This window comes from Pandoraea aquatica (genome assembly GCF_902459565.1).
GTDB classification, from domain to species: domain Bacteria; phylum Pseudomonadota; class Gammaproteobacteria; order Burkholderiales; family Burkholderiaceae; genus Pandoraea; species Pandoraea aquatica.
This window is the reverse complement of the sequence record NZ_CABPSN010000010.1, coordinates 96,812-111,636: the sequence shown is the minus strand read 5'-3', so window position 1 is coordinate 111,636 and position 14,825 is coordinate 96,812. Positions and strand designations below refer to the sequence as shown.

The window sequence follows — 14,825 nt, the reverse complement described above, 5'->3', positions numbered from 1 at the left end:
GGAATTTCGAGTGAAGCCCGATTATAAATCCTGCTGCGGCGCGGAAACGCCACCGAATCTTTTATAATTCAAGGTTTCACGCATTACACGGTCCATCAATCCATGAGCGACAGCGACAATACGCTTGCCAAGAGCTTCGAGCCGCAGGACGTCGAAGCCCACTGGGGCCCCGAATGGGAACGCCGCGGCTATGCCCGCCCGACCCTCGACGACGCCCGCGAAGATTTCAGCATCCAGTTGCCGCCGCCGAACGTCACCGGCACGCTGCACATGGGGCACGCGTTCAACCAGACGATCATGGATGGTCTGACGCGCTACCACCGCATGAAGGGCGCGAACACCCTGTGGGTGCCGGGCACCGACCACGCGGGCATTGCCACGCAGATCGTCGTCGAACGTCAGCTCGACGCCCAGAAGGTCTCCCGCCATGACCTCGGCCGCGAGAAGTTCACCGAACGCGTCTGGGAGTGGAAAGAGCAGTCGGGCAGCACGATCACGCGTCAGGTGCGCCGTCTCGGGGCTTCCATCGATTGGAGCCGCGAGTACTTCACGATGGACGAGAAGATGTCCAGCGCCGTGCGCGATGTGTTCGTCGCGCTCTACGAGCAGGGCCTGATCTATCGCGGCAAGCGTCTCGTGAACTGGGAATCGACGCTGCTCACCGCCGTGTCCGATCTGGAAGTGGTCAGCGAGGAAGAAGAAGGCTCGCTGTGGCACATCCGCTACCCGCTCGCCGACGGCTCCGGCACGCTCACGGTCGCGACCACGCGTCCGGAAACGATGCTGGGCGACACCGCGCTGATGGTGCATCCGGAAGACGAGCGCTACAAGCATCTGATCGGCAAGTCGGCCAAGCTGCCGCTCACGGATCGTGAAATCCCGATCATTGCCGACGACTACGTTGACCTCGAATTCGGTACGGGCGTGGTGAAAGTCACCCCGGCACACGATTTCAACGACTACGCCGTCGGTCAGCGTCATAACCTGCCGCAGATCAACATCCTCACGCTCGACGCGAAGATCAACGAAAACGCCCCGGAAAAGTACCAGGGTCTGGATCGTTTCGACGCGCGCAAGCAGATCGTGGCCGACCTCGACGCGCTGGGCCTGCTCGAATCGGTCAAGCCGCACAAACTGATGGTGCCGCGCAGCGACCGCACGGGCACGGTCATCGAACCGATGCTCACGGACCAGTGGTTCGTCGCGATGAGCAAGCCGGCCCCCGAAGGCACATTCCACCCCGGCAAGTCGATCACCGAAACCGCGCTCGACGTCGTGCGCAGCGGTGAGATCAAGTTCGTGCCGGAGAACTGGACGACGACGTACAACCAGTGGCTCGAGAACATTCAGGACTGGTGTATTTCCCGTCAGCTCTGGTGGGGCCATCAGATTCCGGCCTGGTACGACGACGCAGGCAACGTGTTCGTCGCCCGCACCGAAGCCGAAGCCATCGAGAAGGCGCGTGCCGCTGGCTCCACCGGTGCGCTCAAGCGCGACGAAGACGTGCTCGACACGTGGTTCTCGTCGGCGCTGGTGCCGTTCTCGTCGCTGGGCTGGCCGCAGGAAACTCCGGAACTGAAGCACTTCCTGCCGTCGTCGGTGCTCGTGACCGGCTTCGACATCATCTTCTTCTGGGTGGCGCGCATGGTCATGATGACCACGCACTTCACCGGCAAGGTACCGTTCAAGACCGTGTACGTGCACGGCCTCGTGCGCGACGCCGAAGGTCAGAAGATGTCCAAGTCGAAGGGCAACACACTCGATCCGATCGACATCGTCGACGGCGTGTCGCTCGACACGCTGCTCGCCAAGCGCACCACGGGTCTGATGAACCCGAAGCAGGCCGCGACCATCGAGAAGAAGACCCGCAAGGAGTTCCCGGAAGGCATCGCGCCGTTCGGCACCGACGCCCTGCGCTTCACGTTCGCGTCGATGGCCACGCTCGGCCGCAACATCAACTTCGATCTCGCGCGCTGCGAAGGCTATCGCAACTTCTGCAACAAGCTGTGGAACGCCACGCGCTTCGTGCTGATGAACTGCGAAGGTCAGGACTGCGGTCTCGCGCCGTGCGTGGGCGATTGCGGCCCGGAAGGTCAGCTCGACTTCTCGCGTGCCGACCGCTGGATCGTCTCGTTGCTCCAGCGCGTGGAAGCCGACGTCGCGAAGGGTTTTGCCGACTACCGCTTCGACAACATCGCCAGCGCGATCTACAAGTTCGTGTGGGACGAGTACTGCGACTGGTACGTCGAACTGGCCAAGTGGCAGATTCAGAACGGCACGCCGGCGCAACAGCGCGCCACGCGCCGTACGCTGCTGCGCGTGCTGGAAACGGTGCTGCGTCTGGCCCACCCGATCATTCCGTTCATCACCGAAGCCTTGTGGCAGAAGGTGGCCCCGCTGGCCGGCCGCTATCCGGCCGACAAGGCCCCGGGCGAAGCCAGTATCATGGTGCAGCCGTACCCGGTCGCCGATGCGAGCAAGATCGACGAAAGCGACGAAGCCTGGATGCAGCAATTGAAGGCCGCCGTGGACGCCTGTCGTAACCTGCGCGGCGAGATGAACCTGTCGCCGGCACAGCGCGTGCCGCTGCTGGTCGCGGGCGATGTGGCGTTCCTGACATCGATTGCCCCGTATCTGCAAACGCTGGCGAAGCTCTCGGAAGTGCAGGTGCTGGCCGATGAAGCCACGCTCGACGCGCAGGCCGCCGGCGCGCCGCTCGCGGTGGTGGGTGCAAACAAGTTGGCATTGAAGGTCGAAATCGACGTTGCAGCCGAGCGCGAGCGTCTCGGCAAGGAAGTGAAGCGTCTCGAAGGCGAGATCGCGAAATGCCACGGCAAGCTCTCCAACGAGAGTTTCGTGGCGCGCGCCCCTGCCAACGTGGTGGAACTTGAGAAGCAACGACTGGTCGACTTTGAAGCGGTACTCGGGAAATTGCAGGCACAGCTCGCCCGCCTGCCCGCCTGAGACGCGCAATATCCATCAGGGAGAAACTAATGAAAGCCATTGTGACCAAAGCCGTGTTCCCCGTTGCGGGCCTCGGCACGCGGTTTCTGCCGGCGACCAAGGCGAGCCCCAAGGAAATGCTGCCGGTCGTGGACAAGCCGCTGATTCAGTACGCCGTGGAAGAGGCGGCAGCGGCGGGCATCACCGAGATGATTTTCGTGACGGGCCGTAACAAGCGCGCCATCGAAGATCACTTCGATACGGCATTCGAACTGGAAGCCGAACTCGAAGCGAAGAATAAGCAAGCGCTGCTCGACGTGGTGCATTCGATCAAGCCGCCGCACATCGATTGTTTCTATGTGCGTCAGCCGAAGGCGCTGGGTCTGGGTCACGCCGTGCTTTGCGCCGAGAAGCTGGTGGGTGACGAGCCGTTCGCCGTCATCCTCGCCGACGACTTGCTCGACGGCCAGCCGCCGGTGCTCAAGCAGATGGTCGATCTGTACAACCAGTATCACAACTCGATCATCGGCGTAGAAGAGATCCCCATCGAGCAAAGCCGCTCGTACGGTATCGTCAAGGGCACGGACTGGGGCGAGAAGGCGATCGTCAAGTTGACGGACATCGTCGAGAAGCCGGCGCCGGAAAATGCACCGTCGAATCTGGGCGTGGTCGGCCGTTATGTGCTGCGTCCGCGCATCTTCGACTGCATCCGAGAGATCGATCCGGGTTCGGGCGGCGAGATCCAGCTGACGGACGCCATCCAGAAGCTCATGCAGGATGAAGTCGTGCTCGCCTATCGCTACGCTGGCAAGCGCTTCGATTGCGGCAGCAAGCTCGGCTATCTGAAGGCGACGGTGGAGTTCGCGCTGCGTCACCCGGAGCTGAAGGATGCTTTCCGCAAGTACTTGCAGGAAGATGTGCAAGGCGACCTGACCTGAGCGTCTGTCACCTGCGCAAATAAAAAAACCGACGGCATGTCCGTCGGTTTTTTTGTGTCTGCCGAGCGCTTACCGCCTCGGCATCGCTGGGCTCAGCGACGACGCATCCAGAAGTGGAACGTCTTACCGTCGCCCGTCGTTTGCAGCAATTCGTTCCCGGTCTGCTTCGCAAACGCCGTGAAATCGCGCCCCGAGCCCGGATCGGTGGCGATGATGTGAAGCACTTCACCGCTTTGCATTTCCGCCAGCGCCTTCTTGGCACGCAGGATCGGCAGCGGGCAGTTCAGGCCGCTCGCGTCGACTTCTTTCTGGAATTCCATGCTCATGTCCCTCTCTTCGGTCTTGTTCGAATCTGTTGCGGGGTTTGCCCCGCAAACCGCGATTCTACCGTAGTCATCGCAAAACACGCCCGACCGCGCCCGTTTCAGCGCATCGACACGCATCGACGCCCATCGACACATCAACCGGCAATCGACATCCGCGCCGACTCGACGTACTCGACCGGCAGATTGCGCCGTCGCAGCCATTCGGCAACCGCATGCCCGGTGCCTGCGCGCCACGGACGCACCTGATGCGGCGCGACGAGCCGGAACTCGGCCAGCTCCTCAGACAGCTGGATATCGCCGTCACAGACCGCGTGATACGCGATGATCAGCTCGTTCTTGCGCATGAATTCGTAGACGCCGAGCAGCGAAATCGCGTCGGTCTCCAGATTCGTCTCTTCCTTGATTTCGCGGCGAATGCCGTCTTCGGGCGTCTCGTCGCGCTCAAGAAAACCGGTGATGAGCGCGAACATGCCTTCGGTCCAGGCCGCATTGCGTGCCAGCAGAATCTGGCCCCGGTATTCCACGAGCCCGGCCACGACCGGCAGCGGGTTGTCCCAGTGGACGAAACCACAAGCCGCGTCCGGACAGGCGCGGCGAATACGCCCCGCGACGTCGCGAGAATCGAGCGCGGAGGCACAGCGGGGACAAAAAATGAGTTCGTTCATGATCGTTCTTCAGCGAATCCGAACATATTAAATGAACTCATGACGCGCTGCATATTCGGCAAATTCCGAGACTCGCCCGGACCAGGCCCAAACAGGTCGGGGCGTATAATCGTCGAACGTCTTTCAATTTTCGATCACGGCCCCGTGACTGACATTCCACCGAACGTTCCGCCCGCGTCCGACACCCCGCCTTCGTCGCCTCCGCCGCCCTCGTCGTCTGCTTCGCCCTCCCCGCCTGCCGCGTCGCCCACCTCGCTGTCGGCCCGGCTGACCCAACGCGGCGTGCGCCGCTCACGGCGTCTGTGGCACAACTACGGCGTGTTCTGGCTCGGCGCAGTGCTCGTCGGTCTGGTGTCGGTGGCCTATGCCAAGCTCGTGGACTTCGGATTCGAGCTGTTCCAGCGCATGCTGACCCACGGCTTTTGGCTGCCGCTGTTCGTCACACCGCTGGGGGCCGCGCTGGCGATATGGCTGACGCAGAAGTTCTTCCGCGGCGCGGAAGGCAGCGGCATTCCCCAGGTGATCGCCACGCTTCAGGACTCGCGTCTGTCGAAATCGCTGCTGACGCTGCGCATCATGTTCGGCAAGATCGCGATCTCGTTTCTCGGCATTCTCTGCGGCTTCACGATCGGTCGCGAAGGCCCGACGGTACAGATCGGCGCATCGCTGATGTACGCCATGCGACGCGGGTATCGCCGCAGCAGCGTGCACATCGAGCGGCAACTCACGCTCGCCGGGGCAGCGGCAGGTCTGGCAGCCGCATTCAACACGCCGCTCGCGGGCGTCGTGTTCGCCATTGAAGAGCTGAGCCGCAGCTTCGTCGCACGCAGTAGCGGCACGCTCATCACCGCCATCATCTTCTCAGGCGTCGTGGCGCTCGGTCTACAAGGCAACTATCTCTACTTCGGCCAGATCAAGGCCATCAGCGAGTTCACCTGGGCGCTCATTCCCGTGCTCATCGCCGCCAGCGTGCTGACGGGCGTAGCCGGTGGGCTGTTCGGCTGGTTGATGCTTAACGTACCGCGATGGATGCCCGCGCAACTGGTCAATCTGCGTCGCGCACGCCCGGTGCGCTTCGCTTTCCTGTGCGGTCTGGCGATTGCGGTGATCGGCATTGTCTCGGGCGGCACCACGTTCGGCAGCGGCTACGCCGAAGCGCGGGGATTGCTGGAATCGCACGCCGCACTTTCGCCGTTTTACGCCGTGCTGAAGTTTGCCGCTTTGTGTGTGTCGTATCTGTCGGGCATTCCCGGCGGGATCTTCGCGCCGTCGCTGGCGATCGGTGCCGGGTTGGGGAATGTGATGGCGCACGTAACATCCGTGATCCCGCTGCCCGCCATGGCCGCGCTGTGCATGGTCGGCTATCTGGCAGCGGTGACGCAGTCGCCGATTACGTCGTTCGTGATCGTCATGGAGATGATCGACGGCCACCAGATGGTGATTCCGCTCATGGCCGTCGCCCTGCTGTCGACGCAGGTCTCGCGCACCATCGCGCCGTCGTTCTATCACACGCTGGCGCACCGCTTCTTGACGCCGACGGTGCCGGCGCCGCGTCAGGCCTGATCGGACAAGATCGCGCGAGATCGGCCGTAAGCACCGTTCGGCATGCCGCTTCCTGCCCGCTTCCCGCCACATCAAAAACGCCGCTTGACGTGGCGTTTTGCGGCAATTTTTATTAGACCTTGGTGCTCAGCGCACGGATATCCGCGGCTAGACGTTCAACCGTCTCCACACGGGTATCCCACGCGCACATGAAGCGGCAGCCACCCGCACCGATGAACGTATAGAAGCGCCAGCCCTTCGCGCGTAGCGCTTCGATGACATGCGGCGGGAGTTCTGCGAACACGCCGTTGGCCTGCGTCTCAAACATGATCGACACGCCGGGAATGTCGCGGATGCGACTCGCAAGCAACTGCGCCATCTCGTTCGCGTGCCGCGCATGGCGCAACCACGTGTCGTTCTCCAGCATGCCGAGCCACGGCGCGGAGATGAAGCGCATCTTCGAGGCCAACTGCCCCGCCTGTTTCACGCGGTAAGCAAAATCTTCTGCGAGCGAACGGTTGAAGAACACCACCGCCTCACCGACCGGCAAGCCGTTCTTCGTGCCGCCGAAACACAGCACGTCCACGCCCGCACGCCAGGTCACGTCGCCCGGATGGCAGCCGAGCGTCGCGACCGCATTGGCGAAACGGGCGCCGTCCATATGCACGCGCAGGTTGCGGCGCTTGGCGACGGCCGAGATCGCTTTGACCTCGTCGACCGAATAGACGGTACCCACCTCCGTCGCCTGCGTGAGCGTGACGACCTTGGGCTTCGGGAAGTGGATGTCCGAGCGGCGGTTGATCACGGCCTCGACGGCGTCAGGCGTGAGCTTGCCGTTGTTCTCGCGACCGCGCGCGGTGAGCAGCTTCGCGCCGTTGGAGAAGAACTCCGGACCACCGCACTCATCGGTCTCGACGTGCGCCAGTTCGTGACAGATGACGGAGTGATACGACTGCGACAGCGACGCCAGTGCAAGCGAGTTGGCCGCCGTGCCGTTGAAAACGAAGAAGACCTCGCAGTCCGTGTCGAAGAGTTGCCGGATGCCGTCGCACACGCGTTGCGTCCATGTATCGTCGCCATACGACACTTCATGACCGCTGGCATTTGCCTCGACCAGATAGCGCATGGCCTCGGGGCAAATCCCGGCGTAGTTGTCGGACGCGAAGTGCTGCGGCGTTTGCGCCGCGTCGGCGGACGTGATCTCAATATTCGGAACGGACGGAGCTTGCGACATGACGACCTCTTCAAGACGGCGGGAACGCCACACGACGCCCCCGCTTCAGACTGCCCGGTGACGGTCACCGGCTTAACAGATTTGCGACTTCAGATACACGCGCTCACTCGGGGCGCGGATCCGACCAGAGCGTGCCTGCCGTGGACCAGTTCTCGGGCTTGATGTCGGTGATGATGATATCGACGGACCCCGGCGTGCAACCGATCGTCTCCACTGCCGCTTGCGTAACGGCTTTGACGAACGCGCGCTTTTGCTCGACGGTGCGCCCTTCGAACATCTCGACGTGAAACGTTGGCATTGCGATCTATCTCCTGATGTCGTTATTGGAACCGGCGGCGCGACGCTGCCGGACGTCTCCGATGCCCTGCCCGACCGCCACAGACCAGAAGTCCGCGCGTCCTCCATCGAACGGTCAATCGCGAAACGAGGCGTCTATTCTATCGAGTTTGCGCAGCAGCGCAGGCCATTCCAGAACGCCTTCGATCGCGCCGCCGTCTTCGAGCTGAATCGCAGTCTTGTCCTGCACCGCCGGGCTCGGCAAATTCGGCGCAGCGCCGCCCGTCAGCGCCTGCAACTGGATCTCGCAGGCCTTGATCAGCGTCGCCATCAGCACGAAGGCTTCGGCCACCGTACGCCCGACGGTCAGTGTGCCGTGATTGCGCAGCAGCATCGCGGGGTGTGCGCCGAGCGACGTCACCAGCCGCTCACCCTCCGACGGCGAAAACGACAGACCTTCGTAATCGTGATACCCGATGCGCTCGTGAAAGCGCAGTGCGTGCTGCGAAATCGGCAACAAACCGTGCGGCTGGATCGACACAGCGATACCCGCCGTGTTGTGCAAATGCATGACGCAAACGGCATCCGCGCGTGCGGCGTGTACCGCGCCATGTAGCGCAAACCCGGTCACGTTGACGGGATGCTCGCTCTCGCCCACGATCTCGCCGTCCATCGTGATCTTGACGAGATTCGACGCGGTCACTTCGTCGAACGCCAGTCCGAACGGGTTGATGAGGAAATGCCCCGGCTCGCCCGGCACCATCGCGGAGATGTGCGTGTAGATGAGATCGTCCCAGCCGTTCAGCGCCACGAGGCGATAGCAGGCGGCGAGATCGACGCGCACCTGACGCTCCTCGTCACTCATGGCAGTGGCGGCCTTTCGGCCCGCCTTCAAGGTAAAAGACATACGCTTCTCTGAGGAAAGTCCGAAGTTTCGGGCGAGGGTCTACTGGGGTCGTCGCATCAGGGCGCGCGTTCGAGCGAACGACGCCAGTCCCACACGAAGCCGACAGCCCCGAGCACGAGCACGCCGCTGGCACACAGCAGGGCCGTCGTGAACCCACCGGTCGCGGCGACGAGCGGCGCGGCTACCAGCGGCCCGACGATCTGCCCGATGCCATAGGATGCCGTCACCAGCCCGATCAGGCCATTGGCATTGTCCCCACGCAAACGTCGGCACTCGCGCACCGCGTAGACCGTAATCGCCGTGAACGGGAGCCCCACCAGCACACTCCCCAGCGCAAAGCCCACGACGTTCGGCAGCACGATGCCGATGCCCACCCCCAGCCCCTGCATGACGTAACACACCGCGAGCAGCAGACGGTTATCCCACGAGAGCGGCGCGCGTGCGCCGATGATGGCGCCCGGAATCACCATCAGACCGAGCAGCGGGAAGAACAGATCGGGCCACGGGGAGCCGGGCAATGCCTGACGTGCAATCACCGGCAGGAACGTCGCTGTGATGATGTAGCCGAAGCCTGCGAAGCTGTACAGGATCGTGACCGGGATCACGCTCTCGCCACTGCCATGATTGATCGAGGGGGCGGCCGTAGATTTGGCGGCGTCGGCCGACTTTGTCGCGTCGACGGCCACAGGCATATCGGCCACGAACGTCCGCCAGATGACGGCAAGCAACGCCAGCGCGAGCACGCCGCACAGCAACCAGCCGCCGCGCGCCGGCCAACCGAGCGCATCGTTCAGACTCGCGAGCAGGCCCGTCACCACGATGCCCGCGCCGGGGCCTGCAAAGATCACGCCGCCCAGACTCGGCATGCGCAGCTCGGCCAGCTTGCGAAAGCCCCACCCTGCCGAGAACACCATCGCCCACGCGCTCATCACGCCCGCGAGCGTACGCACGATCGCCCATACCGCGAACGATTCCATCAACCCCATCGCCAACGTCAGTGCGACCGTCGCGGCGAGTGCGAAGCGAATGATGAGCGTCGGCGTGAAGTGCAGCCACATGCACGATAACGCCCCGATAAAGTACCCCGCGTAGTTCAGTGATGCGAGCCAGCTGCCGTGCTGAATGTCAGTGAGATGCTCATGCAGCATGAGCGGCAGCATCGGTGTGAAAGCGAAGCGACCGATTCCCATCGCAATCGACAAGGCGAGCATGCACGACAGCGCAATGCGCCACGCCGCGCGCTCCGGCGACGGCTGATGCAGCTTCGTGACATTGTCGGAATCGGCGAGAGTAGCTGGCATGGCGATGGCTGGCCCGCAGGCGAGGTGAATGGGTGGAATCTTGGCAGAACCGCTTGCGCCGTTTCGCGTGGCGTCTCGTGGGTTCTGCATGTCTCGTTTGACTCGTTTGACTCGTTGATCTGCGCATCCGGTGTCTTGCGCACCCGATGTCGCTCGTTCTTATGCGGACAACGTGCGGAATACTTTACATGCAAACCATTACCGAAGGGGTGGGTTCCCCTGCGCGCGACAGGGCGATGTTGCGTGCGATCCGGCCAGAAATGCAAAACGCGCACCGAAGTGCGCGTTTTGCTTGGGTCAGACTTGATGCATGCCTGACCGAGGTCGGGGACGAATCCCCGCCATCGAGGTATTACAGCTTGCCCGCCACCCATGCCTGCACGCCGGCGAGCGCCTGCGGCAGTTGCGACGGGTCGGTACCACCGGCCTGCGCCATGTCCGGACGACCGCCGCCCTTGCCGCCGACTTGCTGCGCGACAAAGTTGACCAGTTCGCCCGCCTTGACCTTGGCCGTCGCGTCCGCCGTCACACCGGCGATCAGCGTGACCTTGCCGCCTTCGACGGCAGCCAGCACGATGGCTGCGCTCTTCAGCTTGTCCTTGAGCTTGTCCATCGTCTCGCGAAGCGTCTTCGCATCGGCGCCTTCGAGCTGTGCGGCCAGCACCTTCAGACCGTTCACGTCGACAGCCTTCTCGACCAGCTCGTCGCCCTGGCTCGACGCCAGCTTCGACTTGAGCGCCGCCAGTTCCTTCTCCAGCGACTTGACCTGCTCCTGCACCTGCGCGATACGCGGGCTCAGTTCTGCGGGTTGCGTCTTCAGCGCAGCGGCCGCTTCGTTGATCTGGTCGTCGAGCGTCTGGACGAAGCGCACTGAGTTATCGCCGGTGATCGCTTCCACGCGACGGATACCGGCAGCCACGCCACCTTCCATCACGATCTTGAACAGGCCGATATCGCCCGTGCGCGAGACGTGCGTACCGCCGCACAGTTCGCGCGACGATCCGATGTCGAGCACGCGCACTTCGTCGCCGTACTTCTCGCCGAACAGCGCCATCGCACCGCCCTTGACCGCGTCGTCGAACGACATCAGCGCGGCTTGCGTCGGCGCGTTCGCCAGCACTTCCGCGTTCACGATGTCTTCCACGCGACGAATTTCGTCGGCCGTCATGGCAGCGTTGTGGGCGAAGTCGAAGCGGGTCTTGTCGGCGTCGACGAGCGAACCCTTCTGCTGCACGTGGCCGCCCAGCACTTCACGCAATGCCTTGTGCATCAAGTGAGTCGCCGAGTGGTTGCGCACGGTGCGCGCGCGACGCACGGCGTCGACCTGTGCCGTCACCGCTTCACCGACCTTCAGCTCACCCGATTCCAGCGAACCGTAGTGACCGAACACGTCGGCCTGAATCTTCTGCGTGTCCGACACACCGAAGCGTGCCGCGCCGGCGACGATCAGACCCTGATCGCCCACCTGACCGCCCGACTCGGCGTAGAACGGCGTGGTGTCGAGCACCACGATGCCTTGCTGACCGGCGCTCATCTTGCCCACGCTGGTGCCGTCGACGTACAGCGCCGTGACCTTCGCGCCTTCGAGCGCGAGCTTGTCGTAGCCTTCGAAGCGCGTCTTGTCACCCGTGTATTCGAGGGCCGTCGCCATCTTGAACTTGCCCGCAGCACGTGCCTGTTCGCGCTGACGCGCCATCGCGGAATCGAAGCCCGCTTCGTCCACCGTGATGCTGCGCTCGCGGCAGACGTCTGCCGTCAGATCGAGCGGGAAGCCATACGTGTCGTGCAGCTTGAATGCCAGTTCGCCGTCGAGCGTGGTCACGCCCTTCTTGGCCAGATCGGCCAGCGCGCCTTCGAGAATTTCCATGCCGTTCTCGATGGTCTCGCCGAAACGCTCTTCTTCCTGCTTGAGCACGTCGGTCACGCGCTGCTGTGCCTGGGCCAGTTCCGGATAGGCGACGCCCATCTCGGCGACCAGATCCGGCACGAGCTTGTAGAAGAACGGCTTCTTGCAGCCGAGCTTGTAACCGTGACGAATCGCGCGGCGGATGATACGGCGCAGCACGTAGCCGCGACCTTCGTTACCCGGAATCACACCGTCGACGATCAGGAACGAGCACGCACGGATGTGATCGGCGATCACCTTGAGCGAGTTCGCGCCCAGATCGGTCACGCCCGTCTCGCGGCCCGCGGCCTTGATCAGGTGCTGGAACAGGTCGATCTCGTAGTTGCTGTGAACGTGTTGCAGCACAGCCGCGATACGCTCCAGCCCCATGCCGGTGTCAACGCACGGCTTGGGCAGCGGCGTCATATTGCCCTGCTCGTCGCGGTTGAACTGCATGAACACGAGGTTCCAGATTTCGATGTAGCGGTCGCCGTCTTCTTCCGGCGATCCCGGCGGGCCGCCCCACACGTCTTCGCCGTGGTCGAAGAAGATTTCCGAGCACGGGCCGCACGGACCGGTGTCGGCCATCTGCCAGAAGTTGTCCGAGGCGTAACGTGCGCCCTTGTTGTCGCCGATGCGGATGATGCGCTCGGCCGGCACGCCCACTTCCTTCGCCCAGATGTCGTAGGCCTCGTCGTCTTCCTTGTAGACGGTGACCCAGAGCTTTTCCTTCGGGAGCTTGTAGACGGTCGTCAGCAATTCCCACGCGTACTGAATCGCTTCGCGCTTGAAGTAATCGCCGAACGAGAAGTTGCCCAGCATTTCGAAGAACGTATGGTGACGGGCGGTGTAGCCCACGTTCTCGAGGTCGTTGTGCTTACCGCCGGCGCGCACGCTGCGCTGGGCCGTGGTCGCGCGCGTGTACGGGCGCGATTCGAGTCCGAGGAAGACGTCCTTGAACTGCACCATGCCGGAGTTCGTGAACAGCAGCGTGGGGTCATTGGACGGCACGAGGCTCGACGAGCGCACGATGGTGTGCCCCTTCGACTCGAAGAAGTTTAGGAATTTTTCCCGAATGTCTGCGACTTTCATAGGCTGCGTGGGAGCGTGGGGACCGGGCAGGCTAAGCCTGGCGGGGTATTTTGCAAACTTTTGATTATACGGGAAATCGACCTCTCCACAGCGTCCCGCCGCTAACCGCAGTGCGAAACGGCGCTGGTCAGCCACCGCGCGCGCGCCGTAGACTCTCGCTCATAAGTTCCGCATTGCAAAACGATGTTCCGCAATCGGTTCGAGCCATCGATCGCCGACGTACAGACGTCGCGCAAACGCGGCATCGGACGAACGAAGACAAATCGAAACACAAGGAGATAGTGAACGATGGGCGCGCTGAGTCATATCCGGGTACTGGACCTTTCGCGTGTGCTGGCCGGTCCGTGGGCCACGCAGAATCTGGCCGATCTGGGCGCAGACGTGATCAAGGTGGAGCGTCCCGGCGTCGGCGACGACACCCGCAGTTGGGGCCCGCCCTACCAGCGCGACGCCGACGGCCACGACACGGCTGAAGCCGCCTATTACCTCGCGGCCAACCGCAACAAGCGCTCGCTCACGCTCGACATCTCCCGTCCGGAAGGACAGGCCATCGTGAAGGCATTGGCTGCGCAGAGCGACGTCGTCGTCGAGAACTACAAGGTCGGGCAACTGGCGAAGTACGGCCTCGATTACGCCTCGCTCAAAGCGGTCAAGCCGGATCTCGTCTACTGCTCGGTCACGGGCTTCGGGCAGGACGGCCCGTACGCCTCGCGCGCGGGTTACGACTTCATCGTGCAGGGCATCGGTGGCTTCATGAGCATCACCGGCGAGCGCGACGCGCTGCCCGGCGGCGGCCCGCAGAAGGCCGGCGTGGCCATTGCCGATCTGATGACGGGCATGTACGCGAGTCTCGCGATCATGGCCGCCCTCACCCACCGCGACCGCACCGGCGTGGGTCAGTACATCGACATGGCGCTGCTCGACACGCAGGTAGCCATGCTCGCGAACATGAACACCAACTATCTGGCGAGCGACAAAGCGCCGGTGCGCTGGGGCAACGCGCATCCGAACATCGTGCCGTATCAGACCTTCCAGACGGGCGACGACGGCTGGATCATCGTCGCGGTCGGCAACGACGGGCAGTTCCGCAAGTTCGTGGAAGCCGGTGGCGAGTCGGCGCTGGCCGACGACGAGCGCTTCGCCACCAACCCGTCGCGGGTTCGTCACCGCGAGGTGCTGGTGCCGTTGCTCGCGCAAATGGTGCGCAAATTCGGCAAGGACGTCTGGATCGACAAGCTCGAAGCGTCCGGCGTGCCGTGCGGTCCGATCAACACGCTGCCCGAAGTCTTCGCGCACCCGCAGGTCAAGGCGCGCGGCATGGAGGTCGCGTTGCCGCACGCGTCCGGCGGCATGTCGCGACTGGTCGCAAGTCCCATGAAGATGAGTGAGACGCCGCCGCTCGCGCGCACCGCCCCGCCGACGCTCGGCCAGCATAGCGACGAGATCCTGCGCGAGCGACTCGGCTTTGACGACGCGAAGATCGCCTCCCTGCGTACCGACGGCGTGGTGTGACATCGTTTTCCGCACTTAAGACAAGGACTAATCCCAAATTTCAGCCCATTAAGCCGCCGTTACCTGCGTTGTGACTACTATGCACGGCGCCTGACCCCGCACGCCATTGAGTTCTCCGAGCGCGCGCTTCCAACGACGAAGTCTGCCCCGTGATCTCGGTGTTGCGGGGGAAGGCGCAAGTCATTGATGAGTCATGGGAGAACA

At 63.2% G+C, this 14,825-nt stretch carries 11 protein-coding genes; 4 read left to right on the top strand and 7 right to left on the bottom strand.

What is annotated here, in order from left to right:
• The first annotated feature begins 102 nt into the window (after positions 1 to 102).
• Both PAQ31011_RS24130 and galU read left to right on the top strand, forming a co-directional pair.
• Positions 103 to 2,964: a valine--tRNA ligase gene (locus PAQ31011_RS24130; protein WP_150578199.1), complete on the top strand. Its 2,862-nt coding sequence runs from the start codon at positions 103 to 105 to the stop codon at positions 2,962 to 2,964.
• Positions 2,965 to 2,993: 29 nt separating this feature from the next.
• Complete coding sequence (gene galU / locus PAQ31011_RS24125) at positions 2,994 to 3,881, top strand: UTP--glucose-1-phosphate uridylyltransferase GalU (RefSeq protein WP_150578198.1); 888 nt, start codon at positions 2,994 to 2,996, stop codon at positions 3,879 to 3,881.
• 92 nt (positions 3,882 to 3,973) lie between these two features.
• Here the strand turns inward: galU and PAQ31011_RS24120 are convergent, their stop codons facing one another.
• Together PAQ31011_RS24120 and PAQ31011_RS24115 are read right to left on the bottom strand one after the other, a co-directional pair.
• Positions 3,974 to 4,201 carry a sulfurtransferase TusA family protein gene (locus PAQ31011_RS24120; protein ID WP_150578197.1) on the bottom strand — a complete coding sequence of 76 codons (228 nt, stop codon included), beginning with the start codon at positions 4,199 to 4,201 and terminating at the stop codon, positions 3,974 to 3,976.
• Positions 4,202 to 4,341: 140 nt separating this feature from the next.
• Entirely contained in the window at positions 4,342 to 4,872 is a 531-nt protein-coding gene (locus PAQ31011_RS24115; RefSeq protein WP_150578196.1) for an NUDIX domain-containing protein, read from the bottom strand.
• Between the two features lie 255 nt (positions 4,873 to 5,127).
• Here PAQ31011_RS24115 and PAQ31011_RS24110 point away from each other — a divergent pair, with 255 nt between their 5' ends.
• Positions 5,128 to 6,435: a chloride channel protein gene (locus PAQ31011_RS24110; protein WP_150578259.1), complete on the top strand. Its 1,308-nt coding sequence runs from the start codon at positions 5,128 to 5,130 to the stop codon at positions 6,433 to 6,435.
• Positions 6,436 to 6,547: 112 nt separating this feature from the next.
• On the opposite strand, the gene PAQ31011_RS24105 is transcribed toward PAQ31011_RS24110, so the two are convergent.
• The 5 genes from PAQ31011_RS24105 to alaS all read right to left on the bottom strand — a co-directional run bounded on the left by PAQ31011_RS24105 (position 6,548) and on the right by alaS (position 13,109).
• Complete coding sequence (locus PAQ31011_RS24105) at positions 6,548 to 7,648, bottom strand: threonine aldolase family protein (protein WP_150578195.1); 1,101 nt, start codon at positions 7,646 to 7,648, stop codon at positions 6,548 to 6,550.
• Positions 7,649 to 7,751: 103 nt separating this feature from the next.
• The gene (locus PAQ31011_RS24100) at positions 7,752 to 7,946 is read right to left on the bottom strand and encodes a 4-oxalocrotonate tautomerase (protein ID WP_150578194.1); all 195 of its coding nucleotides are present in this window, start codon (positions 7,944 to 7,946) and stop codon (positions 7,752 to 7,754) included.
• 114 nt (positions 7,947 to 8,060) lie between these two features.
• Entirely contained in the window at positions 8,061 to 8,831 is a 771-nt protein-coding gene (locus tag PAQ31011_RS24095; protein ID WP_150578193.1) for a class II aldolase/adducin family protein, read from the bottom strand.
• A 56-nt stretch (positions 8,832 to 8,887) separates the two neighbouring features.
• Positions 8,888 to 10,132 carry a YbfB/YjiJ family MFS transporter gene (locus PAQ31011_RS24090; RefSeq protein WP_150578192.1) on the bottom strand — a complete coding sequence of 415 codons (1,245 nt, stop codon included), beginning with the start codon at positions 10,130 to 10,132 and terminating at the stop codon, positions 8,888 to 8,890.
• A gap of 352 nt (positions 10,133 to 10,484) precedes the next feature.
• Positions 10,485 to 13,109, bottom strand: a complete 2,625-nt coding sequence (gene alaS / locus PAQ31011_RS24085; RefSeq protein ID WP_150578191.1) for an alanine--tRNA ligase — start codon at positions 13,107 to 13,109, stop codon at positions 10,485 to 10,487.
• 288 nt (positions 13,110 to 13,397) lie between these two features.
• Between alaS and PAQ31011_RS24080 the strand changes: the two genes are divergently transcribed.
• Entirely contained in the window at positions 13,398 to 14,621 is a 1,224-nt protein-coding gene (locus PAQ31011_RS24080) for a CaiB/BaiF CoA transferase family protein (RefSeq protein ID WP_150578190.1), read from the top strand.
• The last annotated feature ends 204 nt before the right edge of the window (positions 14,622 to 14,825 follow it).

Excerpts from the sequence above, each read along its gene's own strand:
- PAQ31011_RS24130 (WP_150578199.1), top strand. The coding sequence starts at position 103 with ATGAGCGACAGCGACAATACGCTTGCCAAGAGCTTCGAGCCGCAGGAC.
- galU (WP_150578198.1), top strand. The coding sequence starts at position 2,994 with ATGAAAGCCATTGTGACCAAAGCCGTGTTCCCCGTTGCGGGCCTCGGC.
- PAQ31011_RS24120 (WP_150578197.1), bottom strand. The coding sequence starts at position 4,201 with ATGGAATTCCAGAAAGAAGTCGACGCGAGCGGCCTGAACTGCCCGCTG.
- PAQ31011_RS24115 (WP_150578196.1), bottom strand. The coding sequence starts at position 4,872 with ATGAACGAACTCATTTTTTGTCCCCGCTGTGCCTCCGCGCTCGATTCT.
- PAQ31011_RS24105 (WP_150578195.1), bottom strand. The coding sequence starts at position 7,648 with ATGTCGCAAGCTCCGTCCGTTCCGAATATTGAGATCACGTCCGCCGAC.
- PAQ31011_RS24100 (WP_150578194.1), bottom strand. The coding sequence starts at position 7,946 with ATGCCAACGTTTCACGTCGAGATGTTCGAAGGGCGCACCGTCGAGCAA.
- PAQ31011_RS24095 (WP_150578193.1), bottom strand. The coding sequence starts at position 8,831 with ATGTCTTTTACCTTGAAGGCGGGCCGAAAGGCCGCCACTGCCATGAGT.
- PAQ31011_RS24090 (WP_150578192.1), bottom strand. The coding sequence starts at position 10,132 with ATGCCAGCTACTCTCGCCGATTCCGACAATGTCACGAAGCTGCATCAG.
- alaS (WP_150578191.1), bottom strand. The coding sequence starts at position 13,109 with ATGAAAGTCGCAGACATTCGGGAAAAATTCCTAAACTTCTTCGAGTCG.
- PAQ31011_RS24080 (WP_150578190.1), top strand. The coding sequence starts at position 13,398 with ATGGGCGCGCTGAGTCATATCCGGGTACTGGACCTTTCGCGTGTGCTG.